The following is a 24,692-nucleotide window of genomic DNA, read 5'->3' as shown; positions in this document are numbered from 1 at the left end:
TGCGAGACGTCCCCAACCATACTGTATCTGATCACTAGCAGCCGATGCGGCATGCCCACGATGAACGTCCGATCGGCTCCCAGCCCGTCGTGGCGGCATCGACGTCGTGGAAGACCATCCCACGTTCGCTCGGAGAGCCGAGCGAACGTCCACTCTAGCCGAACAAACGAATGCAACCTATTTATTCTAGCTCCCATGTCAAATCAATCTGCTTTGTCGTTCCATCTGTGTTGGTGGGCTGTTTGATGGCAACCTTGGGAACCGCTCAGTCTCCGGATCAGCCATCGACTTGGCGGCATTTTACAGTCCAACAGCGTGACGGTGCCGTCGCGGAGATGAGCCCGATCACATCGACCGACGCGGACATGCCTCGTTGGGCCCGCGACGTTTCGCAGTCCCCCCGCAAGTGGACGAATGCGACCGTCGCCAGCGAGAATGCCGGTGGCAGCGAAGCTTTCTTCTCGCAGCCAATCTCCTACGTGATCGCGCCCACGGAAACGTCAGAACCATTCTATTCGCATAACCATTGCCCCTCGATAACGTGGTTGCCCAATGGCGATTTACTCGCGGTCTGGTATTCAACGGACCGTGAAGTCGGTACCGAACTGACCGTGCTCGCCAGCCGCCTGCGGGCGGGGCAAACCGAGTGGGATCCGTCGAGTGAATTCCTTAAGTGCCCTGACCACAACATGCACGGCTCGAGCGTCTTGCATGACGGGCAGGGAAAAATCTATCACTTCAATGGGATGGGTGCCCAAGGCAAGGAGGGTTGGGAGAATCTAGCGCTGCTGATGCGCACGAGCTCGGACAACGGCGTAACGTGGAGTCCACCCTCCGCGATCGATCCAAACTTTCGACGCCGCAATCAAGTGATCTCTGGGACGTTATTGACGGAAAACGGCGTATTGATTCAACCCTGTGACGCGGTCCCAGGCGGAAACGGTGGCACGGCGCTTCACATCAGTTCCGATCTCGGTCTGACATGGAACGATCCCGGGGCCGGCAAGCCACAACAACAGTTCGTCGCTGGTGGCACGGGCGAAGGAACGATCGCGGGAATTCATGCCAAGATGACTGAACTGAGCGACGGTCGCTGGATGGCGATGGGCCGCGGCGATTCCATCGACGGCAAAATGCCTAAGAGCATCTCTGCTGACCAGGGCAAGACGTGGACTTACTCGGCCAGTGTGTTTCCACCGATCGGAGGTGGTCAGCGACTGGTCCTGCGGCGGCTCAACGAAGGTCCTTTGTTGCTCGTCTCATTCACGACTGGTGACCGCAAACACCCCGAATCCGGCAAGATGAGCTTCATCAATGCTGCAGGGCAGGAGCAATTGGGCCATGGAATGTACGCGGCACTGTCATTCGACGAGGGCGAGACATGGCCCGTTCGCAAACTGCTCACCCCCGGCGAAGGCGATTTCAATGGCGGTGCGTGGACGCAGAAATTCACCGCGACACCCACAAACGCTGAACATGCAGGCTACCTAGCGGCCACACAATCACCCGACAATGTGATTCATTTGATCAGCAGTCAGCTCCACTATCGCTTCAATCTCGCGTGGCTCCAAACCCCGGCACCGGTCGCAAATGAAAGCCGCTGACGGGCAGTGACCACGAATGACTCGAATCACACGAATACGAAAGAAGCGGAGCTCCACCCAGCTTTGATTCGTGTCATTCGTCTAATTCGTGGTTCAATCAAGACGAACGAATTGTCCGCCTGCGACTACGGAGCAACCAACGCAACGTTTTTGAGACCACGAATGACGCGAATCACACGAATAAGAAAGAAGCGGAGCTCCACCCAACTTTGATTCGTGTCATTCGTCTGATTCGTGGTTCAATCAAGACGAACGAATTGTCCGCCTGCGACTACGGAGCAACCAACGCAACGTTTCTGGGACCACGAATCACACGAATAAGAAAGAAGCGGAGCTCCACCCAGCTTTGATTCGTGTCATTCGTCTGATTCGTGGTTCAATCAAGACGAACGAATTGTCCGCCTGCGACTACGGAGCAACCAACGCAACGTTTTTGAGACCACGAATGACGCGAATCACACGAATAAGAAAGAAGCGGAGCTCCACCTAGCTTTGATTCGTGTCATTCGTCTGATTCGTGGTTCAATCAAGACGAACGAATTGTCCGCCTGCGACTACGGAGCAACCAACGCAACGTTTTTGGGACCACGAATGACACGAAACACACGAATACGAAAGAAGCGGAGCTCCACCCAACTTTGATTCGTGTCATTCGTCTGATTCGTGGTTCAATCAAGACGAACGAATTGTCCGCCTGCGACTACGGAGCAACCAACGCAACGTTTTTGGGACCACGAATGACACGAAACACACGAATACGAAAGAAGCGGAGCTCCACCCAACTTTGATTCGTGCCATTCGTGTGATTCGTGGTTCAATCAAGACGAACGAATTATCCGCTAGCGATTACGGAGCAACCAACGCACCGTTTCTGGGACCACGAATGACACGAATCACGCGAATACGAAAGAAGCGGAGCTCCACCTAGCTTTGATTCGTGTCGTTCGTGGTTACTCTCTTCGACAGCGGGCTGCGGTTTCACACGTCCGTAACGCGGCGGGGGCGTTGGCGGGCGGCAGCGGGTTTGACTCGGACCGGTTGGTGAGCTTCGTCAACGCGGGTCTGCAGTTCGCTCTCGCTCGGTCGCGGGGTCGTTCCCGCGGCGGCGTCGAGGTCGCCGAGGTATTCTTCACGCACTTTGGGGTGCCGCTTGACTTCATCGGGTGTGCCATCGATCAGGACCTGTCCCTGGTAGATCACGTAGCAGCGATCGACCGTGGTCAAGATCTCTCGCGCGGCATGGTCTGTAATCAGGACGCTGATCCCGGAATCGCGAAGCTGGGTGATCACCCCTTGGATGGACTGGACCGTCACGGGGTCGATCCCCGCGAAGGGTTCGTCGAGCATCACGATCCTCGGATTCGAAACGAGACAGCGAGCGATTTCGAGCCGTCGTCGCTCGCCACCGCTCAGCCCCGCCGCCGGGCTCTTGCGAATGTGCGTGATGTTGAATTCTTCGAGCAGTTCGTTGGTGCGTTCTTTCCGTCGCTTGCGGCCGAAGCCAAGGAGTTCCAATAGGGCCGAGATATTTTGTTCGACCGTGAGTTTCTTAAAGACACTCGGCTCTTGCGGCAGGTAGCCCATATGCCCGTCGCGGGCGCGGCGAAACATTGGCCAGTCGGTGACGTCTTGCCCAGCCAGATAAACCCGTCCCCGGTCGGGTTGGACCAATCCACAAATCATCCGAAAACTGGTTGATTTCCCAGCACCGTTTGGCCCGAGCAAACCCACAATTTCGGCTTCGTCGACGGTCAAGTTCACACCATCGACCACTCGTCGTCGTCCGTAGGTCTTTTGCAGACCAATGGCCTCGAGAATAGGTTCCCGCTCGACGACGTCCGTTTGAGCGGAGTTCGGTAGCGTGGCGGTATCGAAATCGTCGGACATGGCGGCGGCCCGGCATCTCAAGAGGGTGAAATAGGTGGTGGATGATGGCTACCATCGCAAAAGTCCGCCGCCAGCACAATCTCGACTCGCGCGCCAACTCAACGAATGTCGGGACCAAATCCTCGAACAATACGCCAACCACCCGCAGACCGCAGCCCACACCCCCCGTTCCTACCTGTTCTATCCCCACTCTCCTGACCACGCGTCAAACGCGGGATTCAAACACATTGAGAGCCTACAGCGAGCTGAATACCCCCAATGCGGCAAAGCTACCGCCACAAATCACCCGCAATCACCAAAGTCCCCCCAGTCCTCCTGCTTTCGGTGAGCAGCCTATCGCAACCACCGATGCGACGGTTTGGCACTCTCAGGCAGACAAACGTGCATTTCCAGCAGGTTTGGCACCGATACCCACATCTAGCAAGACCGACGCATGGCGCCAAACGACGACGGAGCTACGCAGCGAGAAATCAAATTTCGCCGCTGTGGGAATCGAAGGCAAGGCAACTGCGATCCATGGCGGTTATTTCTCTCTGCATGTAGGCGGCATCAGATAGCGATTCGGACCAATGCTATCGAGACATTTACTACTACCATTATGGACTTTGGGGAGTTAATAACAGCAATGAAGCTTAGTAAACTAGCGCTTATCGCAGCCATCGCATGTGGCATCCACTCGGGCACTGCCTCAGCAGAGCAAAACAACAACATCCAATTGAGTTCGCACGTATCACAGTGTGATTGTGGCCAACCCGTTTGCGGATGCGAATCCGCCGGGCCAACCTACGATCTCGGAGATTTCGCTCTGGACAGCTGTGACGGAGACATTTGTGACGGCGGGTGCGATTCCGCAGGCGGTTGCGATAGCGGCCTGTGCGGCGGGAAGGACCTCGGCGACCCGTGGCAGCTCTTTGAAGACCGCAACGGATGGTCCTTCGGTGGCTGGTCGGAACTCGGCTACTTCACCAGCAATAACGCCGGAAATGGCATCCTCGGAGCTGGCGGAGCCCCTGCTAACTTCAACAACTATGCCGACCACGTCCAGCTGCAGCAGCAGTGGCTCTACGCTGAGAAGGCGACCGACGGCAGCGACGGACTGAGTTTCGGTGGTCGGATCGACTATCTCTATGGTACCGATGGTCCTGACACCCAGGCATTCGGCATCGCCAACAATAGCTTCGACAACCCGTGGGATAATGGTGGTGCCTATGGCCACGCAATCCCACAGCTTTACGGCGAAGTGGCCTACGGCAATACCAAGGTGAAAGTGGGTCACTTTTTCACCATCGTCGGTAATGAAGTGGTCGCAGCGACCGGAAACTTCTTCTACAGCCGTCAATTCACGTTCTACAATGCCGAGCCCTTCACCCACGGCGGTGTGCTGGCAACACACACTTTCGACAACGACAAGACGGTTGTGCACGGTGGTTGGGTAGCAGGTTGGGACAGTGCGTTTAGCGACAATGGAGACGCGTTCTTGGGCGGCATTAGCCACCAATTCACGGACAACTTCAACTTGCTCTATGCGACCTGTATCGGACGCTTCAACGACGACGTTGCCAGCCCTAACTACGGCGAACGCGGTTCGGTTCAAAGTTTCATCGCGACAACACAGTTGACCGACAAACTGCTGAACTTGACCCAGTTTGATTACTTGGGAACCGAGGACGCCGCCGACGCGCTCGTGCGTCGCACCTACGGTCTGAATACATACTTCATCTATGAAGTGTCGGACCGTTTGGCGTTGGGAAGCCGTACGGAGTATTTCAACTGGGCAACGCCACAAGTACGTGCTGCAAATCCGGGACTGAAGAGTGCCGATCTGTTCAACCAAACCGTTGGCATCAACTACAAAGTCAACTCGAACCTGATGGTTCGTCCTGAAGTGCGTTGGATTGTCGACTACGACCGGACCGGCGTCAACGAAGACAAGGCACGCAACAAGGCTATCTTCGGCATGGACGCGATCTTCACTTTCTAAATCGGATCCGTTCCCGCAGTAGAAAGATAGCAATGAACCACAGCGGCGCTGTCACCAGCGCCGCTGTCCAGGGGATACTGAATCGCTGAACCTCGACCATCACAGCAAAGCTGGCGACCGGTTCGGTCGGCGACTCTGCCGCGAGGTCGACGATCTCGATTTGCCATGCCCCGGTATCGGGTAGCATCAACTTCGCCGATTGCAGCAGCCGATTCGTCGAATCAGCATGACTTGCTCGGCCCTCTACGACACGGTCGCTTTGCCGGTGTCGACACGTGACATGCAGCGTTTCTTCGCCGATGACGTGTCCTTGAGCAACGTCTTGAATCAACAAACTGATATCCGCAATCCCGGGCTGCAGCGGTGTCGGAGAAGTGAAGGCGGTGTATCGGCGTCCGTCAACGACGTGGCTCAACTGCAGCCTACCGCCATCGGCAATCGCGTGCGGTGCCATCGCAGAACTCATCAGTGCTATGCCGATCAACGTGCTGACGAAAATGGAACGCATCTCACATCCCTGTCATCAAGGCACCACGCATTTGCATCGGCTGCAGCAGCACCCACACGCAGCAGAAATAGAACGCGATCATCAGTGTTAGCCAGGGTATCAGTGGACGCCAGCCAACACGGCCTCGATCGGATGCGTGATGGGCAATCCGGTAGCCCACCACGAACGACATGCAGAGGCCCACGCCCAGGAAAATCAATTCCAGCGGCAACAGCCAGGGTATCGAATCAGCCCGACAGCAACAGCAGGCGACCGGGCCGACCGTAAACTCCCCGCCCGTCCAGTCGCTCCACATCCGAGCTCCCGCGACCAGCACAGCGTCCGCACTCGTAAAAAGATGAAACGAATAGTGAGCGAGCCACATTCCGAACCCCAGCGGGACGAGAGCGGGCGCGAAACGGGCAATTTCCGATCGCCGTGTCATCGTCGTCACGATGATCCACGGGACCAGAATCAGGGCCGCGAACAACCCCGCCGTGAGGACCGGCAATCGCCCCACACCGAGCCAACCCACCATCCTGTCCTCCCAACCGAGCACCGGCCCCGTCATCCATGCTGCGTTCACCAAAGCGGCAAAGAACAGAAGGATAATCATGGCCGCTAAATCGGGGCGTTCGCTGTAGCGGCGGATGCTCGACCGCGAGCGGTCGCTCGTTAAGTCCAAGGTGCGGGGCACCGACATGAGGACCACATTGTCATGCGGGCAAGCGGTGACGCAGTCAAAGCAAAAGGTGCAGTCCATATTGCCGTGCTTGCGGGGCTGAAACAAATGTGTCTGACAACCGGGCGCGGCCGCGTTCCCCGCGATGCAGTCTTTGGTAGTGCAGTTCGAGCAAGCTTGGCTGTCGGACACGCCGATCTCAGTCGGGGAGATCATCGACTGAACAAAATTGAATTGCCCAATCGGACACACATACTTGCAAAAAGGTGCGTGGACGAAAAATAATTCGAAGCCAACCGCAGCCGAAAAGAACCCGATCGCGATCATCGCCGTCCAAAACGGCCGATCCCACAACGCGAACGCTTCATAACCCCAAAAGAACAACACCAACGTTCCAATCGCCAGCCATTTGTTCTGCAGCGGCCGCGGCCATTGCCGCCGCCGAGGCAATGGTAGGTGTAGCCAGCACACGATCGCGTTGACACACTTCTGCAGCGAGGTGAACGGGCACACCATGCAAAAGAAATTACCTCCCACCAGCAGCGTCAGCACCAGGATGCCTCGCCAATGGATCCATGGCAGCACACCAGCAAGGTTCAGCGGCGATACTTGAGGGCCCCAGATCCCGTCAACGATGACGAGCAGCGCCAACGCGAACATCCCCGCTCGCAGTACCGAACGGGTGACGGCCGATTGAAACAGCAGATGAACGCATGACTGCCGGTTTCCGCGCGACTGCCCCGAGACACCTGCGATTGCTAGGCCGACCGATCGACCGCGAGACGCTGATTTTCGCGGGACAGCGTCACCCTGACTAGCCGCCTGGGTGCTAGCCGCCTGGGTGCTAGCCCCGACGCGGCGAACAGGATCGGCCGTCGCCATCAGTCGACCAACAACGTGCACCAGCCCAATCAAAAACGCGAGTGACATGGGAACCCACATGATCGCGCCCGCGATCGCTTGATCGGTCAGCGGATCAATCCCCCATAGGCTGGGCATTCGTTCGTAATTCGTGTAGAGAACCTGATCCGAAAACGTCAGGATACCCGCGAGGGCTGTGCCCTGAACTCCAGCTAAAAACAGGTAGGGAACCAACCAAAATTGCGATTGCGGCCGCCGTGATGGATACGGCTGCATGACCGGCCACCAAAACAGAATCGACGTCGTCAGAAAACAAAAATGCTCGACACGGTGCCACACGTCAGACCGCAGCGCAAGATCATAAAAGTACGGCGCATGCCAAATCCATAACGAGGCGACAAAGAGGCACCACGTCCACGCCGGATGGAAGAGGCGTGAGAGCAACCCACGCAGTGGACGCCACGTCGCGAACGGCGTGATCCATCCATCACGGAATCCCTTGGGCAGTCCCGCAATCACAGGCAGCGTCGGCGCGGAATACAGCAGTAGCGGCGGCGCGACAATCATCAGCAGCAAGTGCTGCACCATGTGTACCTGCAGCGAAAAACCCGCCAACGCGTCGAGCGGCGACTGCAGGGCAACGAAGACGACGACCATCCCCATCGCAAAGGATGCAGCCTGCATGCCCGAAAACGGTGAATCACGTTTCTGCCGATAACGCCACCAGCCACGCATGTAGACGATCACGCTCAACATCAGCCCCAGCAACACCGTCGGGCTGAACTGCCACGAGCTGAGGATCGCGATCCAATCGGCCTGACTCACGGCGTTGTTCTTGCGGCGTCAGAACCGATCGCAGGATTTGTCGCACCGGGCGTACCCGAGGCCGGTGCGGGCGCCGACGATTTTGCCACTGGCGCCGTCAATGCTGGGGCCGCAGGCATCTTCGCGGGCGGTTGCCCCGCGGGCCGCATCGCCATCAGAAATGCTACCAATGCTTTCGTCTCGGCACTACTGAGTTTCTGACCGTAAGCGGGCATGTTCCCACCACCCTGGACCACCTGACGAATCATCGCCTCGCGGTTCAGTCGCGTCCCCACATCGGTTAAGTCTGGCCCGCGTTGGCCGCCCCGGCCATCGAGCGCATGACAGTTACGGCACGCCTTGTTCTGCAGCACCACGGCCCCCTGCAATTCGAGCGGTGCGAGTTCCTTGACAATTCGCGTGGGCACCGCCTCACTGCTCCAGGCATCCATTTGGGGGGACCATGGCGAAACCTGCCCATACCAGCCCAGAATCGTCAGACACACAAACATCATCGTGACCACCAACACGGCGACCGGCCGACGACGGGCACTGCGCTGTCCTGTCCCCGAGATGAACGGGATCGCGACCAGCACCAATAGACCGAGCACAGGCATGCCCAGCATCAAAAATGTCTCCATCGATGCTGGGGACAATGCCGCGACCGCGAACAAAGGCAGGAAGTACCAGTCAGGTCGCGGTTCGGCGTGGACGATGGTTGGATCCGGTAGCGCCATCGGCCCCTTGGGCCCGAGCGTCACCGCCAACCCCACCACCACCAACACTGCCGCGGCACAGGCGATCCCATCCCGGTACACGGCATGTGGAAAGAACGGCACACCGCGGTCGAGCAGTTTCTCATACTTCGCATCATACGTTGCTGGATCGACCGGTTCATCAGGTTCGGGAGGTTCGGAGATGCCACGTTTGACCACCAAATAGATATGCCCCGAGAGCAACAAAACCAACAGCGTGGGCAGGACAAAGACGTGCAGCGAATAGAACCGCCCCAGTGTGTTGGTGCCGATGATCTCTCCGCCCAAAATCAGGTGCACGATCGAGGGACCAGCCCAGGGGACCCGGCCCGCCGCGGCTGCCGCAACACTCACACCCCAATAGGAATCCGAATCGAACCGCAGGACCTGTCCGCTGAACGCGAGCCCCAGCGTCAACACCAACAATCCCACGCCGAATAGCCATGTGACTTCACGCGGATACTTGAACGCCCCCATTAAAAACACTTGTGTCATGTGAACGATCAGCATGACGACCATCCCCGTGGCCGACCAATAGTGAATCGAACGCAGCAGCCATCCGAACGGTGTGACCTCATTGAGTTCGATGAGACTATCGTAGGCGGACTGAGCCGTCGGCTCATAAACCATCGCCAAACAAATCCCGGTCACCACCTGCAGTAGGAAAAACGTCATCGTCACACTGCCAAAGACATACCACCAGCCCTTCTTCTGAGCGACTTCGGCGGGGATCGGATGCCGCATCACCGGCCAGATCGACTGCCGCAACTGCAGCCGTGATTCGAACCAGTTCAGCGAATCGATCGCTCCCTTCTTGATGGCGATGAGCGGTTTCATGCGGGTTGCTGCAGCGTGGGAAGGTGACCGAGTTTTACCATCAAGCTGCCCGCTTCAATGCGGTGCTCGTATTCATAGAGCCCCCGCGGCGGCGGCCCGGAGGCATGCGAACCATCGTCATAGAACACACCGCCATGACAGGGACACATGAATAAGCCCGCCGTCGGGATCCAGTTCACCGGGCATCCCAAGTGAGTGCAATTGATTGCAAAAATCTGGAATTGCGCACCCGTCACATGCCGCACATAGACGGCGATCTTCCCGCTATCGCCATCAGTCGTTTTCCCCAGTGGGTTGCGGAGATCGACCAGGCGGGTTTCTCCCTCGGGAAATTCGGTAACGCTTCCCGCCTCGATCCACTGGTCAGGGTCCTTGGCGAGTGGCCCGAGTAAAAACCCGATGATCGGGATCCCGGTAACCGTCGCGGCCAGACCGCCGAGCACGTACGTACTCCACTCCAAGACGCCTCGCCGCGAAACCGACGCGGCGCTTTTGCATGGACAATCGCCATTGCCTTGATCACTCATTCTCATGTTTCCCCTGTTGAATCATTCGCACGTAGGCCGCGATGTCGACGATCTCTTGCGACGTCAATGGACGCCCCAATTTTGACTCCTTGCCGCTCTCCATATAATTCGGCATCTCCAAATCCGGGCGGCCCGTGATGATGATCCGGCGGAGTAGTTGGTCGCTGATCAGTTGCCCAAATTCGCGACCTGCAATCGAACCGGCGTCACCACCGCGTCCCTCATCACCATGGCACGTCGCACATACCGTTGCAAACAGGCTTGCTCCCTCAGCCACATTCCCCTGCTGAATTCCCGCCGGATCGTCGGCGCTGACCCGGTACTCCGGCAAATTTCCAGGTGGCTCCTCGAGCGGTTGTGCCCACCGATCGCGGATCCCCGACACGAGAATTTGGACCTGTTTGTCTGTCAGCGAGCCGCCCTGCGTGCGATCAAAAGCGGGCATCAGCGTGCCGGCACGACCACCAACGACGAGGTGGGTCAAATCCTCGCTGGAAATGATTGCTTGGAACAATCGATCGTTCAATGGCGGCGCGGGCCCCCATTGCCCATCCGCTCCGTGACAGCCCGAACAATTTTCGCCAAACAAAGCCGCGAAATCGCTGACCTGATCAGGACGGACATAGCGATCCGCGGGGTTTGGTTTCCCACACCCGACTGCCACCATGGCAACGACCAGCCAAGCCATACCGAACCGCTTCATGACTCACCCCCACCAGGCGAACCACCGTCGACGCGCCTGGCTGTCGCCTTCTTCGCCCTCACCACGTACATCCCCATCGTCAATCCATACGCAAACTGGGACACGATGAACCACGACCACACGATGTGCTGACTCATGAGAGGATTGAGAATGCCGATCGACCCATAGAGTACGCCCGTCCACATCAGTGGCGCCACCACGCCGCCCCAGAACACGGGCGACATCGGTAGGGTGGGCAGCACGATACAGAAAAACAACCCGACCGAGGCCGAGGCAATCAGGTGCAACACCAGTGCGATGACGAAAGCGGTCGCGTTAAAACGACCCAGCTCCAGACTACTGACGTCGTCAAATCGTGTCAGCACGATCCCCGCGAGCATGTTGATCGGGTACCAAATCCCACGGCCACTGACGATGCCAAACAGCATCGCGGTACACGCCATCACACCTCCGCCGAGTAACCCTCCCACAACACCGGAGGCATAGGGATGCACACGTTCAGGAAAGTGACTGCGATGGCCCGGCAAACCAGGACGCGGTTGGGCGACGCGACGAGTCGACACGGCGACTGCTTTGGCACGCTGCTCTCGCGGCACCCAGGCCTCCTCGATTTCCCCGCAGCCTGGTGCCAACTCACCCAGCCACCCGCGAATCGCAAACAGCAACACAACCACACCTGCCACGGAGATGAACGGATTGGTCGCGATCCCGACGGCCGCCAAGGCCGCACCGGCAGCCGTCAACATCGGCATTGCCGTCGGTGCCGGCATCGCGATCGTTTCGGTCTCTTCGCTTTCTTCGCTCATAAAATGCTCACTCACCTTCGCCGCAGAGGACTACAAATACACCACGGCCACGATCACGATCCACACCGTGTCGACCAAGTGCCAATACCACGACACCAACTCAGGCACCTCGCTATCCTCGGCCATCTGTCGTCGCCGATGTTTCCAAACCAACAGACTCATCACGCCCAATCCGATCGTCACGTGCGCGGCATGAAAACCAATCAACGTAAAAAATGTCGAACCAAACAAATTCCGACTGATCGTCAACCCATCATGGACAATCAATTGATACCACTCGTAGGCCGTGCCACACAGAAACATCGCCCCCAGTGAAATCGTCACCAACATCCAGCGTGTGAATCCCGAAACGTCGCAGCGTCCAAATGCTCTGACCGCAAACCCAATCGTCACACTACTGGTCAGCAAGAACACACTATCCAAAATGGCCAGTGGCAAGCTCAGAGATGTCTCCGGTGTCGGTCCATGCAGCGTCGCCCCTTTGTAGGTGATGTATGCGATCAGCAATGTTGCGAAGAACACAGCCTCCGAACATAAAAACGTCAATACGCCGACCTTCGTCGCCGAAGGCATCCGTTCGTGCTTCGACGGTGCCGGTTCACGCATGGGCCGCGTATCGCTCGCGGAAATCATCTCACTCATGCAACCAATCCGGATCTTCGGGGTGTTTTTGATCCCACAACGGGCGGCGACTGCAAACGACGGGTATCTTTTCAAAATTGTAAGACGCCGGTGGTGAACTGGTCGCCCATTCCAACGTCCACGCGTCCCAAGGATCGTCGCCAGCAACCTTGCCATGCCGCAGCGACCAGAGCAAATTGACGAACAGGACCGCGAAACCAGCACCCATCACAAAGCCGCCGATCGTCGAGATCTGATTCCAAATCTCCCACCCCTGTCCGGGCTGGTACGTGTAGACACGCCGCGGCATGCCCATCAGCCCCGTGATGTGCATGGGCGCAAAGGTGAGGTTGAATCCGATCAACTGCAGCCAAAAATGCCACTTGCCCCACGTCTCATCAAGCATCCGTCCGGTGGCCTTGGGGTACCAATAATAGAATCCCGCCATCAACGCAAACAAACTGCCGCCAAATAACACATAGTGAAAGTGGGCGACTAAAAAGTAGCTATCCGAAATTTGCCAGTCGACGGGCACCGCCGCCAACATCACCCCCGTCAGCCCGCCGATCAAGAACATCGACAGAAAACCAAGTGCAAACAGCATTGGAGTTTGCAGCCGCAGACGACCGCCATACAGCGTTGCGGTCCAATTGAAAATCTTGATCCCGGTGGGCACGGCAATCAGAAAACTAGCCGCCGAAAAGAATGCGTCCAACGCATCATCCAAGCCGACGGTGAACATGTGGTGAGCCCACACGCCCATGCTGATGAATCCGATCGCTGCGGTCGACATGGCCAGCGTCGTGTGTCCAAAAATGACTTTGCGGGAAAACACCGGCACCACCTCCGAAATGATCCCGAAGGCGGGCAACGCCATGATGTACACCTCAGGATGCCCAAAAAACCAAAACAGGTGCTGCCACAATACCGCCGATCCGCCCGCCTGGGTATCAAAAAAGTGTGCCCCCAAATGCCGGTCCATCAACAGCATCACCTGCGCAGCGGTCAGCGGCGGAAACGCGAAGACAATCAACCACGCGTCGACTAACATCATCCAAACGAACAGGGGCAATTTACCAATCGTCATGCCCGGGGCACGCATCGACACGATCGTGGCAATCAAATTGATTGCAAACATCAGCGTTCCCACGCCGCTAATCAGCGTCGCGAGAATCCAGTAGTCGACACTGCTGCCGCGTGAATAGGCAGGAGAGGTTAACGGTGCGTAGGCAAACCAGCCCACATCGGGCGCCGATCCAGCCCCGTATAGAGCCTCGCCGGTGAAATAGCTCAGGTACAGAATCGTGCCGCCAAACAACGACATCCAGAATCCCAACGCGTTGAGCCTCGGAAACGCCACGTCACGCGACCCGATCATCAACGGGATCAGGTAGTTAGAAAACCCCGCGATCATCGGCATGACCACGAAAAAAATCATCGTGGTACCGTGCATCGTGAAGAGCTGATTGAACGTATCAGCGTCAACCAGGGTGTTATTGGGAGACCATAACTGCATGCGAATCCAGATAACTTCCAGGCCACCGATGACCAGGAAAAACAAACTCATCATCAGGTACATCAACCCGACACGTTTGTGATCCACCGTCGTCACCCACCCATGCAGCCGCGTGACCAGGGGTGGCGTGTTCGATTCGATGGTGGATTCGGCAATCGTCATGGTTTACTCCAAGGTGATCATGTAGTCGACGATTTGCTCAACATCGGTATCCGACAATCGCATGTCGGGCATCCGGCATCCCGACTTGTCCAAATTGGGATCCTTGATCCATCGCGTCAGATGCTCCCGATCATTCTTCATGATCCCTGCGGCAATCGTTTGCCGGCTCATCAAATGGGTCAGATCAGGACCGAATTTGCCCGTCGCATGTGTCCCGCGAACCGTGTGACAGTTCGCACATGCCAGGTCCATGAAGCGAGCTCGCCCGGCCGTGGCTGCCGAGGATAAAGTCTCCGAGGATGCTGGACTCTGCTGCTGGGCGATGATCCATTTGGAAAACTCCGCGGGCGTGACGGCACGCACACGAATCAACATCTTTGCGTGCTGCGTCCCGCAGTATTCAGCACAGCGACCAGCGAATGTCCCCTCATGATCAGCCTGAATCCACATTTCGTTCGTCTTGCCAGGAATCAAGTCCGTCTTGCCTGCCAGCCGCGGCACCCAAAAACTGTGGATCACGTCCGCAGCTTCCAGTTGGAGATAAATCGGCCGATCGGTGTCCTCATCGCTGACCGGAATGACCAGCTCATTGGCCGTCGTGAAACCGTGATCGGGATACTCAAACTCCCACCACCATTGATGCCCGACGACCCGCACCCGCTCGGCATTCTCCGCGGGTGGATCGACTCGCAAATCGACCACAGATCGAATGACGACCAAGGCCAACACCAACACAATCATTAAGGGAGCGACCGTCCAAGCGATTTCGATCGGCTGGCTTCCGTACAACTGGGGTGGCTCCGATTCACCATCCTCAGCCCGCTCACGAAAGCGATAGATAAACAGGAGGAGCGCCCCGGTTACCGCTATGAAAATGACGCCGCAGACGGCGATCACCAACCAGAACAAATTCACAATCGACTCGGCCGCCGGTCCCGCGGGATCGAAGACCTCTGGAATCTGAGCAGCCGCCTGCGATGCCGTCACCAAAATCCCAAGCGCACCCGCCGCCATTGGCATCCACATGCGACTTCCTCGATTACGCATTCGGCAACTCGCTGGCATGGTGATCACTGAGCCCGCAATTCCATGGTGCAAGACAGAATAGAACGAAGTACGAATCCATTCGCGACAACGTACCTAGCATAGGCCGTTCCAAACCGAACAGAAAGGGGAGCAGGCTGACCATCGGTTCCCGACAAACTTGCTCCGCCTGTCGAGTATCCATGCAGCAAGCGCACTTCGATCGACCGTTACTCCGCAGGCGACTGTGGCGTCATGGCCGATATGAGCTCAGCGACTTCAATCGTCGCAAATGTGGTGGCGTAGTCGGACATGGCATACGGGATCACCAGGTGATCTCCGTGTACGATGGCACCACAGGAGTAGACGACGTTCGGAACGTAACCCTCTCGCTCGACTTCGTTGGGAGTGATCAGGGGTTCGTGTAGTCGCGCGATGATCTTGGATGGATCGTCTAGATCCAACAGCATCGCGCCGATGCTGTACTTTCGCATCGGACCCACGCCATGGGTCAGCACGAGCCAGCCGGAGTCCGTTTCGATCGGTGAGCCGCAGTTACCGATCTGGACGTATTCCCACGGGTTGGTGGGTTTGACGATGAGCTCTTTCGTGTGCCAAAAATACAGCATGTCCGAATACATCAAGAACAGGTGTTCGCCATCCTGCCGCCCCAGCATCGCGTAGTGCCCGTTGATCTTTCGCGGGAACAACGCCATGCCTTTATTGGAGACCGCTGGCCCATTGAGCGTGTGCATTCTGAACCGCAGGAAGTCCTTCGTTTCAAGCAGTTGGGGCAACACCATTTCACCGTCGTAGGCGCTATAGGTCGCATAGTAACGGCAGCTGCCGTCGTCATCGTGGAAATGAACGAATCGTGCGTCTTCGATGCCGTTGGTTTCCGTCGGACTGAATGGAAAAATCACGCGTTCGGATAATTCGTGATCGGGCGTGTATTGAATTTCGTAATTGGATTTCGCCAACATCACGACTTGCTCCACCAGCGGTGCGAGCTCGTTGTGGCGAGCTCGTTGCTCGCGCAGTGCAGTCCTCAAACACGTTTCGAGTTGATCCAGCGTGAACTCAACAGGGAGCTCCGCTAGAACATCGTAGGTAAATGGATTGCCCAGGCCCAGTTCGATTAACTTGCGTCGGAATAAAACATTATCGTAACAGGAATCCGGCACGTATCGTGGCGTTGTGACGAACCGGATGGGGTCGTCAATGGTGATCTTTAAATCACTGCCGATGGTCCCACTGCGAAAGACGATCGACGAGATATGTCCCTCACCGACTGCCCTCAGACTCATGGCAAACCGCCTCGATCCCGGCGCTAGATTCGTCTGGTCGGGATGCCACACCAGGGAGGGATTGAACAATGCAGCCGATTCCAGGGCGTATTCCTGCGTGAAGTATGCGCCGAGCAGCAACTGACGGTTCTCGCTCAAGGGCGTATCGGTGAGCAGGTGGTGACGCAGGTCGTGAAACCGCTGTTGAAAGAATGCCTTCGGTTTTTGATGACGGCCATAGAACTCTTTGAGGACTTGCGCCAGCAGGTTGTCGACCTCCAGTTCCGAGAGTGTCGAAACACGGGCGATCACCCGCAGCACACGCTCGTTTCCCGGCGGCTGGAACGGCCGCAGTACGACACGTTGTTTATTGGGCGAGAGTACGATTCCGGTTCGATTGACTTGCATAATATGCCTGGGGAGCGTTGCTTGGGATTCACATCAAATCTCGTGGCGGAATTCGCCACGAGTGACGACTGTCGGCAAACGAATAAATCGTCGACGACGACGGATAGTGGTTTTGGCTATCGCTCGAGTGTCCGCATGGCGAGTTGGCGCATTTCGGCTAGCGAGAGTAGGAACGCAAGCGTCGATTCGGCACCCTGGTTTTGATTGACTTGGTTTTCCATCAAGCCGTCATAACAACCGCCTGTGGACGCATCGTAAATGGGCTCCCCGAGGTCGTTACGCCCCAGGAACCAGTCGAATGCTAAATGCGCTTGTTCCACCCAGAAAGGATCCGCACTGGCCACAAAGGCTTCGATGGATGCCGCAACCATCGCGTGAGCTTCAATCGCTTGCTGGTCAAATACCGCCGCCACGCCACCCTCACGGGAGAATCCATTGGAGCCAATCGGTCGAAAACGGCCTCGAGGCGAAAGGTGCTGCTCGCAGAGCCAACGCAGAGACTCCAAGCCGATCTCGGTCGCACGCGGCTCGTGGAAGCAGCGTCCATGAGTGATTAATGATTGCGACAATCTCGCATTATTGTACGTCATGATATTCTCGAACCACGGCCAACTCTCCGTCGCGGTCGCGTCGTACATCGTAATGAGCCGTTCGGCGAGTCGCTGACTCATCGTGACAGCCTCTTGATCGCCACTGTAGCGTCTGAGGTACTCATGAATCCCAAGGATCCCAAGAGCCCATGTTCGAGGCGACGTTGTGTTCTCGCACGCTGGCAGCGCCCGATGAAATAGCTCGCCCGCCCAAGCGACCAATCCCGCCCGACGGGACCGACCGACACATGTCCCCAATGCCCACAACGCGCGGCCTTGCGCATCGTCCGAGCCATCGTCTTCCAACCATCGCCGCTCGTAGCTCATGAAGTTTCGAAAGCGACCTTTGTCCCGGTCAAATGCCACGTTGAGGAATGCCGCATAACGGGAGGCGAGTGAATGAACCTCCGGTGAATCTTTCCCTAACTCTTCGAGAAACACTGTCAGGATCAAGGCTCTGGCGTTGTCGTCGGTGCAGTAACCGTGGGTATGATCGGGAATCGTATAGATGGCATGTTGCACGATGCCTGTGGAGTCACTGAGGTGCCGCAGGTGACTGAGCTGCATCTTCGGTAGCGCGAGTGGCTGTTCATCGAGAGTGCGAACGGCCAGCGGTTTCCGCGGGGTGCTGCGTTCCTCTCGCGCGCGGTTGAACGAAGCGACATATAACTGGGAAACTCGGTCCCAGGTCATGCTTCGCCCCAGCCGGTGGGCCTCTGCCCGCATCGCCAAACGCCTATCGTCATCGCCGAGCAAATCAATGACCGCATGGGCAATCGCCGACGAGTCAGCGAAGGGGACGAGCACTCCGCGATCATCCGCCAGTAGTTCTTCGGCATGCCAATACGGCGTGGAGATGACCGCTTGTCCACACCCGAACGCGTATGCCAACGTTCCCGAAACCGCCTGCTGGACATTCAGGTAGGGCGTGATGTAGAGATCCGCAGCTCCAATGAATTCCGTAAGCTCTTCGAGTTCAACGAACCGGTTATAGAAGCTCACGTGCTTCGTGATCCCCAAGTCTTTCGCCATGCGTTCCAAACTGATTCGATAACGCTCGCCTTGCTCTCGAATTAAGCTCGGGTGCGTCGCGCCCAGCACGAGGTAGACGAAGTCGGGGAAACTAGCCACGATTTCGGGGATCGCTTGCAGCACGTACTCGATTCCCTTGCCGGGTGAAAGCAAACCGAACGTGAGTGCGACCGCCTTGTCTTCAATGTTGAACTGCTCTTTCAGAACTCGCTGATCGGTGTCGGGAACACAGGGGATCCCATGTGCGATCACGTCCACCTGGTCGCTATCAACGGCGTACGTGTTCATCAGAGTTTGGCGACAACGCTCCGTCATCACGACCAGCCGCGTCGACAACCGAATCAACTGGCCCATGACAGCACGCTGCGTTTGGTTGGGCTCCGACAGCACGGTATGCAACGTGGTGATGACCGGCATTCGCAGATCTTGCAAAAGTGCCAAAACGTGACTGCCACAAGAACCGCCATAGATGCCAAATTCATGCTGCAGCGAGACCACGTCGACATTGCTGCAATTGAGGAAATCGGCTGCCGCTCGGTAGTCTTCGAGTTCTTGCTCGGCGACCCGAAATTGCACTTCACTCTCGTACGTATACACGCCCGCAATGTCGTCCATGGGAACAACAATGCACTCCGCGCCTGAACTCTTTGCGATCGCGCCCCGCAGGTCGTGAGTGAATGTTGCAATGCCGCATTTGCGTGGCAGGTAGTCGCCAACGAATGCAATTTTGAGTAAGCCGTGTGTGGTCATGATTGAAGTTTACCTTTAAATAAATAGCGTCGTTCCGAATGAGGGCGAACGCGCTGCGTTCGCTGGGGTGGCTGCCGACCGCAGAACGCTCGGGCACACTGATTCATTCCGCGTTCCCAAACGCTCCCAGAACAGACGCTTTTGAAAACAATGCAGTAGCGACACAGGTGTCGGCCGCTCCGTAAAATACTTGTAGTTTCTCGCCCAGATCCAACATTGCCGTTGGAAACACGACGTTCGGCACAAAACCGCTAATTTCATAGTCCATCGTGGGCCACATGATCGGCGCGCTCGAACGAGCGATCACGCGACTCGGATCGTCCCGATCCAACAACAGTGCGCCCGCGGCATATTGGCCGACCGTGCCAGCGATGTGGGGGGATGCACTGCCGTGGTAGAGTGTCAGCCACCCTTGATCGATTAAAATCGGTGGCGTTCCACTGCCCACACGGTCGCGTTCCCAAGGACGAGCCCCGCCGAGAAACGGAGCATGGCGGCCCCAGTGAATAAGGTCGGGCGAGCGGGCGATCCAGATTTGTGGTGGGTGAAAGTGCGATCGTGGGTTCGGGCGATGCAGTGCCACATAGTCACCCGCGATGCGTTCGGGAAACAAAACGACGTCTTTGTTCTCACTTGGAAATATGATTCCATGACGTTGGAACGTCACGAGGTCCGTCGATGACATCAGAGCTGTCGCCGCACCCGATCGCGAGACGGCCACGTAGGTGATCCAGTAGGTCTCGTCGATCTTGGTCATCCGAGGGTCTTCGATGCCGTACTCTTCCAAAACGCCCTCGGGCAGCAGCGCAGCAACGGTTTGCCAAGCTCTGGTTTCGGTCGATTGGCGAAGCAGCTGGAAGTGAGAAACCGACGTCAGTCGAAGATCGCCACTGTCTTTTAACGCGACCACCCGCGCATCGGTTGGCTGCCGGTCCTGATCACGCGTCCAATCCACGGTCGCCTCTCCACCCGATGACCAGCGGGGAAGCCCTGTCCAGCCGAGCCGCTTCTCCGCCGGGCGCTCGGCGACTCTCGCTAGCATGACCAGTTCATCGCCGACCATCACGACGGCGGGATTAAAAACTCCAACAACCTCCCATCCTCGCTGTGAGGGGCGGACGTCACATGGTTGTACTAGCAGTGAGCTCGACAGTCGGGCGGTCATGTGCTGGCGCCCTGCACTTGTGACGAAGTGCGCTGCTGTTCGGATCGAGCCATCGATTGGCCGGCCTCCGATAAAACCTCGCGCACCTCATGCGGACTTCCACACGCGAGCGCTCGTTTCGCCAACTCGCGTGCGACTGCAACATCCATTTTCGCGATGGCAGCACGCATCTCGCTCGCCCGCGAAACACTGAGGCTTAGTTCATCAATCCCCAATCCAATCAATAGCGACGCAAACCCCGGTTCGCCTGCTTCTTCACCGCAGACGCATACGGGGCAATCCCACTTCTGCGCCGCGACAACCACTTGATGGATCGCTCGCAAGACCGCCGGATGCATCGCGGTGAAATGATCACTTTCATCAGAGAGCTCACGATCCGCTGCCAGCAGAAACTGGGTGAGATCGTTCGTCCCGATGGCGATGAAGTCGGCGAGTTCGAGGATTTCGTCTAAACAGAACAAGGCAGCAGGCGTTTCGATCATCGCGCCAATTTGCGGGCGTCTGAACGCCTCGCATTCGTTCATCACTTCCTCGACAATGTCGATGGCCTGCCCAAAATCGTGCCCGCCGATCACCATGGGAAACAGAATTCTAACGTCCGCGGTTTGTGCAACTTGCACGATCGCCGTCAGTTGCTCTCGAAACAGATCTCGCTCAACCAGCGAGAATCGCAAACCTCGCAAGCTCAAACTCGAGGGAGCAATGTGAGGGTCAAGCGATAGAAACGGCGGAAGCTTGTCTCCGCCGAGGTCGAAGGTACGGATGACCAAGGGGCGATCGCTAAGCCCTTCGGCCATCTGAGTGTAGATGCGACGTTGAGATTCCGTGTTCGGGCGGTCGTTCGATTGCAAGTACAGAAACTCGGTACGGAACAGCCCCACGCCCGCGAATTCGCGAGCCAAAACGTGGTCGAGGTCAGCCGGCAATCCAACATTCGCGAAGAGCGAAATCTCGGTTCCGTCGAGGGTTCGACACGGCCCGACGTCGATCCCTTCGTCTCGCTGCGACTCGCGTTTGGCATCAGCCATGGCGTCTGAAAACGTTTTCCGTTGCTCCTTCGTTGGCTCGGCGATGACGATACCAGCATCTCCGTCGACCAACAGTGTCATGCCACTGGCAATTTGCTGGGTGACATTCGGGATCCCCGATACAGCCGGAATCCCGAGTGATCGAGCGATGATGGCGGTGTGTCCGAGTGTCCCGCCGAACTGCGTCACAATCCCCACGACACCCGAGTTAGCCAGGGCAATCGCGTCCGATGGAATGAGCTCACGCGTGACGACGATTGAGCCATGCGGATATTCAACTTCGCCGACGGGCGCGACGCCGATGAGATGCCGCATCAGACGCTGCCCGACGTCTCTGACATCGGTCTCTCGCTCGCGAAGGTACTCGTTGTCGATCTTTTGCATGCGACTGATCCACTGGCCGATCACCGCATCGAGTGCGTCTTCGACACCGACAAGACTGCTCGAGATCCGGTCTTTGACGGAAGACGCAATTTCGCCAGCCATCGCCGTATGAGCCGATAACAGTTCGACTGCCGCGGCAAGTGACGGTTTTTCGCTAGCGACCGAAGTGAATGTGTTCAGGTCCTGCTTCGATTTCTCTAACGCCCCATCCATTCGATCACACTCGAGCTGAACCTCTGCGCGGAGAATGCTGTCGGGCTCACCAAAGTTCGTAGTGGGAAGCGTTCGCTGCAACTCGTAGCCAACGACGACAGCAACCCCTTGGGCGAGCCCACTCGAAAGCGTCTTTCCTTCCATGCGTTCCATTTACATTTTCCTGGGGGCCAATTCGAACAGGGGTCGGACCCGTTGATAACGAGTCGTTTTCATCGCCTGAGTTTGCCACGATCGCGGGTGGCACACCCGCTGCCGGTCAGGCCCTCAATGCTCACCCCACTGAGTTTTGAAACGCGTCGCCACCAATCCGTGGAGCAACACAGCCGGTTCAACAGATCCAGCCACCATGATCGCCTCCTTGGGCGAATGCAAAGACCTGCTGCGATCTGTCAGGCGAAGAGAGTCTTCGGCGAAAGCAAATAGCGGGTTGCGAAAAAGGAGTCGTCGACCGCGATTTACAGCGGCAGATCGGCGGGGCACCTGAGTGCATCATTTCGCGCAGGCCAACGTGGTATGCTACCACGCCCCTGGGGCCACGCAATCGCAAAGTCAGCGATTGGCGACTCAACGAGCACTGCTATGCCGAACTCACACCCGTCTGCACGTTGTCGGAGCTGAGTAGGCCGTCGCTCGGGTCCATGTTATTTGCCCACACATCGATGCCCACGCACTCCGCTTCCCCTCGAATCGACGCAAATGCGACGTCAGCGGCATCGCGACCGGTTCCAATGCGGACCAGACCCCCAACGGGCGCCAGACGGGTGGCATCAAAGAGGAACCAGCGTCTGTCCAAATACGCTTCGAAGAAGCCGTGGAAGTCGGGCGGCTGCAGATTAACGGCGTAACCAGAGACATAGCGGGCGGGAATCCCCATCGCCCGGCACAGACTGATCGCGACGTGGGCGTAATCTCGGCACACACCCGTCCGCTGCAGCAACACATCGCAGGCTGTCGTCGTCGGCCCCGTGCTGCCAGGGGTGTACGAGAGTTGCTCAAATGTCCAATTGCAGATCGCCGTGACTCGCGAATAGCCTGGAAGCAACTGACCAAATTCTTCAAATGCAAATCGATACAACTTGTCCGACTCGCAATAGCGACTCGGATTGAGGTACGAAAGGACATCGGCGGGAAGTTGTTCGTAATCCGTTTCACAAACATTCGTGGAGTCCACTGCATCCGCTTGCAGCCCCACGGTGGCACGATAATTGATCGCCAATTCGCCTGGCGGTGCATTGAGCCGAACGATCCGATTGCCCAACGCACCGACTTCACATTCCTCCACCGTTTGGAAAGGCTGAATCTCCAAAGTCTCCGAACTCACGCTCTGGTGAATGTTTCGGGCGACAGAAACATTCAACAGAAACACGGCGGGTGAGCGGACGCGATAGTTCAGTCGGCAGCCAACTTCGATGCTGCTCATGGCGTTTTCCTTGATGGTGTGGTGCGGTGCCAAACCCATCGTAAGCCACGCGACCCAAATAAGTTAGCCATCAGCGACAGATTTCTCTTGCCGCAAAAAACAGTCTCGTTGCTTTCGAAGACTGCGTTTTTGTTCGATTCGTCTTATTTCGCTGGGCGTACCGGCTGCTTCTCTGGGCGTACTGCCTGCTAATGACCGAGCCCCGGATCGTGAGCGACGTCGACTGAAGACGGATGACCTCACTCAGCGTGAGACACGCGCCAATGGCGAAGCGGCGGCAGCGTTTTGCATTGGGCGTCCGCCTGCGGGGCTGCGGGAAGGGTGCGGAGGACGAACCGAGGTAAGCGACCGCAAGACAATCGAACGCGCCGAATTCAAGGTCTCTAACCCAGCAATCGGCGTCGTCAGATGGAGACTCAGCGCCTCATTTTGTTGGTCAATTCTCATTGCCCTGCTAGAACCTTGATAATCTCCCCACCTCTATTAAAGAGTTACCAGGCTATGAAGAAACAAATGACTTACACCGCTACCGTCCTCGGATTGATTTTGATCGGGACGGCTGCTTGGACGCTGACCGCCCGTGGGGCGTACGAGTCTGCCGATTACAAAGTCGTCGAGACCGATGGAAATATCGAGATTCGCGAGTACCCGGATCTGATGTTGGTCGCGACTGATTCGAAGATGGATTCGAACGGCCGTGACGGCAGCTTCATGCGTCTGTTCCAATATATCAGTGGCGCCAACGCGGCAGATCAAAAAATCGCCATGACCACCCCCGTGTTCATGGAGGGCAGAGCGGGTCAGTCCGACACATCGATGGGCTTCGTCGTGCCCAAAGAAGTCGTTGAACAAGGCGTTCCCGAGCCCAGTGGTGATGGGGTGAAAGTTCGCGAACGCAAGGGCGGTCAATTTGCCGTGATCCGTTTTCCGGGGCGTCTGAGTTCCAAGGTCGCCAAAGAGCAAGAGGCAAAACTACGGGCGTGGTTAGAGGAACGCGGATTAGAGGGGGAAACCACCGCAGAAGCGGCCGGTTATGATCCCCCATTCACGCCCGCTCCGCTGCGTCGCAACGAGATCCTCGTCAGGCTGAAAAATACGGACCAAGACTCGCAAGCGAACGGTGCCATCACGACCACCGCCGAAAACTAACCCCTTTT

The 24,692-nt window shown here is 57.2% G+C and carries 18 protein-coding genes; 3 read left to right on the top strand and 15 right to left on the bottom strand.

Annotation, left to right across the window (positions count from 1 at the left end; genetic code table 11):
- The first annotated feature begins 245 nt into the window (after positions 1–245).
- On the top strand, positions 246–1,604 hold the full coding sequence (locus SH410x_RS07590; protein WP_473675887.1) for a sialidase family protein: 1,359 nt from the start codon (positions 246–248) through the stop codon (positions 1,602–1,604).
- Between the two features lie 978 nt (positions 1,605–2,582).
- Here the strand turns inward: SH410x_RS07590 and lptB are convergent.
- Positions 2,583–3,491, bottom strand: coding sequence for an LPS export ABC transporter ATP-binding protein (lptB, locus tag SH410x_RS07585; protein WP_473675886.1), 909 nt, complete (start codon positions 3,489–3,491; stop codon positions 2,583–2,585).
- 625 nt (positions 3,492–4,116) lie between these two features.
- Here lptB and SH410x_RS07580 point away from each other — a divergent pair.
- Positions 4,117–5,472, top strand: a complete 1,356-nt coding sequence (locus SH410x_RS07580) for an outer membrane beta-barrel protein (protein WP_473675885.1) — start codon at positions 4,117–4,119, stop codon at positions 5,470–5,472.
- Here the strand turns inward: SH410x_RS07580 and SH410x_RS07575 are convergent.
- The 14 genes from SH410x_RS07575 to SH410x_RS07510 form a co-directional block, all read right to left on the bottom strand.
- On the bottom strand, positions 5,462–5,980 hold the full coding sequence (locus tag SH410x_RS07575) for a hypothetical protein (protein WP_473675884.1): 519 nt from the start codon (positions 5,978–5,980) through the stop codon (positions 5,462–5,464). The two genes, SH410x_RS07580 and SH410x_RS07575, sit on opposite strands and share 11 nt — an antisense overlap.
- Before the next feature lies 1 nt (position 5,981).
- Positions 5,982–8,327, bottom strand: coding sequence for a cytochrome c oxidase assembly protein (locus SH410x_RS07570; protein ID WP_473675883.1), 2,346 nt, complete (start codon positions 8,325–8,327; stop codon positions 5,982–5,984).
- Positions 8,324–9,898, bottom strand: a complete 1,575-nt coding sequence (locus tag SH410x_RS07565; protein WP_473675882.1) for a cytochrome b N-terminal domain-containing protein — start codon at positions 9,896–9,898, stop codon at positions 8,324–8,326. The genes SH410x_RS07570 and SH410x_RS07565 overlap by 4 nt, the downstream gene beginning before the upstream one ends.
- The gene (locus SH410x_RS07560; protein ID WP_473675881.1) at positions 9,895–10,425 is read right to left on the bottom strand and encodes a QcrA and Rieske domain-containing protein; all 531 of its coding nucleotides are present in this window, start codon (positions 10,423–10,425) and stop codon (positions 9,895–9,897) included. The genes SH410x_RS07565 and SH410x_RS07560 overlap by 4 nt, the downstream gene beginning before the upstream one ends.
- Entirely contained in the window at positions 10,418–11,128 is a 711-nt protein-coding gene (locus SH410x_RS07555; protein WP_473675880.1) for a c-type cytochrome, read from the bottom strand. Before SH410x_RS07555 ends, SH410x_RS07560 begins: the two co-directional genes overlap by 8 nt.
- Positions 11,125–11,934: a hypothetical protein gene (locus SH410x_RS07550; protein ID WP_473675879.1), complete on the bottom strand. Its 810-nt coding sequence runs from the start codon at positions 11,932–11,934 to the stop codon at positions 11,125–11,127. The genes SH410x_RS07555 and SH410x_RS07550 overlap by 4 nt, the downstream gene beginning before the upstream one ends.
- A 30-nt stretch (positions 11,935–11,964) precedes the next feature.
- Positions 11,965–12,576 carry a cytochrome c oxidase subunit 3 gene (locus tag SH410x_RS07545; RefSeq protein WP_473675878.1) on the bottom strand — a complete coding sequence of 204 codons (612 nt, stop codon included), beginning with the start codon at positions 12,574–12,576 and terminating at the stop codon, positions 11,965–11,967.
- On the bottom strand, positions 12,569–14,233 hold the full coding sequence (gene ctaD, locus SH410x_RS07540) for a cytochrome c oxidase subunit I (RefSeq protein WP_473675877.1): 1,665 nt from the start codon (positions 14,231–14,233) through the stop codon (positions 12,569–12,571). The genes SH410x_RS07545 and ctaD overlap by 8 nt, the downstream gene beginning before the upstream one ends.
- Positions 14,234–14,236: 3 nt before the next feature.
- Positions 14,237–15,259 (bottom strand): cytochrome c oxidase subunit II, encoded by a 1,023-nt coding sequence (coxB, locus tag SH410x_RS07535; protein WP_473675876.1) that lies wholly within the window; start codon positions 15,257–15,259, stop codon positions 14,237–14,239.
- Between the two features lie 227 nt (positions 15,260–15,486).
- On the bottom strand, positions 15,487–16,950 hold the full coding sequence (locus SH410x_RS07530; protein ID WP_473675875.1) for a glycoside hydrolase family 130 protein: 1,464 nt from the start codon (positions 16,948–16,950) through the stop codon (positions 15,487–15,489).
- Positions 16,951–17,066: 116 nt separating this feature from the next.
- On the bottom strand, positions 17,067–19,322 hold the full coding sequence (locus tag SH410x_RS07525; RefSeq protein ID WP_473675874.1) for a glycosyltransferase family 4 protein: 2,256 nt from the start codon (positions 19,320–19,322) through the stop codon (positions 17,067–17,069).
- Positions 19,323–19,425: 103 nt separating this feature from the next.
- Complete coding sequence (locus SH410x_RS07520) at positions 19,426–20,487, bottom strand: glycoside hydrolase family 130 protein (RefSeq protein WP_473675873.1); 1,062 nt, start codon at positions 20,485–20,487, stop codon at positions 19,426–19,428.
- On the bottom strand, positions 20,484–22,265 hold the full coding sequence (gene ptsP / locus SH410x_RS07515) for a phosphoenolpyruvate--protein phosphotransferase (protein WP_473675872.1): 1,782 nt from the start codon (positions 22,263–22,265) through the stop codon (positions 20,484–20,486). Before ptsP ends, SH410x_RS07520 begins: the two co-directional genes overlap by 4 nt.
- A gap of 427 nt (positions 22,266–22,692) precedes the next feature.
- On the bottom strand, positions 22,693–23,535 hold the full coding sequence (locus tag SH410x_RS07510; protein WP_473675871.1) for a transglutaminase-like domain-containing protein: 843 nt from the start codon (positions 23,533–23,535) through the stop codon (positions 22,693–22,695).
- A 501-nt stretch (positions 23,536–24,036) separates the two neighbouring features.
- Here SH410x_RS07510 and SH410x_RS07505 point away from each other — a divergent pair.
- On the top strand, positions 24,037–24,684 hold the full coding sequence (locus SH410x_RS07505; protein ID WP_473675870.1) for an SOUL family heme-binding protein: 648 nt from the start codon (positions 24,037–24,039) through the stop codon (positions 24,682–24,684).
- Positions 24,685–24,692 lie beyond the last annotated feature (8 nt).

The organism is Rhodopirellula sp. SH410 (assembly GCF_055811895.1).
Note: the sequence above shows the minus strand (reverse complement) of the source record. Positions and strands in the feature narration are given on the sequence as shown.